1 protein-coding gene is annotated in these 641 nt (G+C 32.0%); it reads right to left on the reverse strand.

The genetic code is table 11. The features are described from left to right. The coding region (locus GC101_RS35865; RefSeq protein ID WP_216626756.1) for a hypothetical protein at positions 1-260 on the reverse strand (260 nt) is incomplete at its 3' end. Positions 261-641 lie beyond the last annotated feature (381 nt).

The following is a 641-nucleotide window of genomic DNA, read 5'->3' on the forward strand; positions in this document are numbered from 1 at the left end:
TCAAATCCTTCAAACTCCCTATGTATTTGTTTCAGCATATTTCCGTTTCGATCATAAAAGAAATCCACGTATGTATTATCTTTCAAATAAATATAGTCTATTCGATCCTGGTCATAAAAATATTTTAGCTCTTGACTTTTGGTGCTTTCTGCAAATACTAAATTATCTTTTGAATCATAGCAAATAAAAAGAAATATCAAAATAACAATTGACTTCAGATAAACATTCCTAAATCCCATGACCTTCACCCTTTCTTTCATTTGACTGTAATACCACATTAGAAGTTTACAAAAACATAATCTATATTAGATACTCCCGCCTCAGCAGCCGACACTCTTGGTATTTGCTCATTTAACAAAAAACAGAACAGAACGCAAATAAAAAACCTCCAAGCTTTAAACAGATTCATTTAGTTTCACTCCAGAGCTATGAAATATTTCACGACTATACTTATTGCTATAAAGACAGACTACTCATAAAACTTCTTTCTTTAACAAAGAGCCATTCTTATCATAATTCAGCGTGACAATCTTGCCATTGGTTAACAGCATATATTTAAGTCTCCCATTGACATCATAAAAGTAACGCATTTGATCTGGTATGTCCGTCTTCCATAGTGCTGGATTTGTTATTTTTTCGAA

The sequence above is a fragment of the Paenibacillus phytohabitans genome (assembly GCF_013141775.1).
Lineage (GTDB): Bacteria > Bacillota > Bacilli > Paenibacillales > Paenibacillaceae > Paenibacillus_AQ > Paenibacillus_AQ phytohabitans.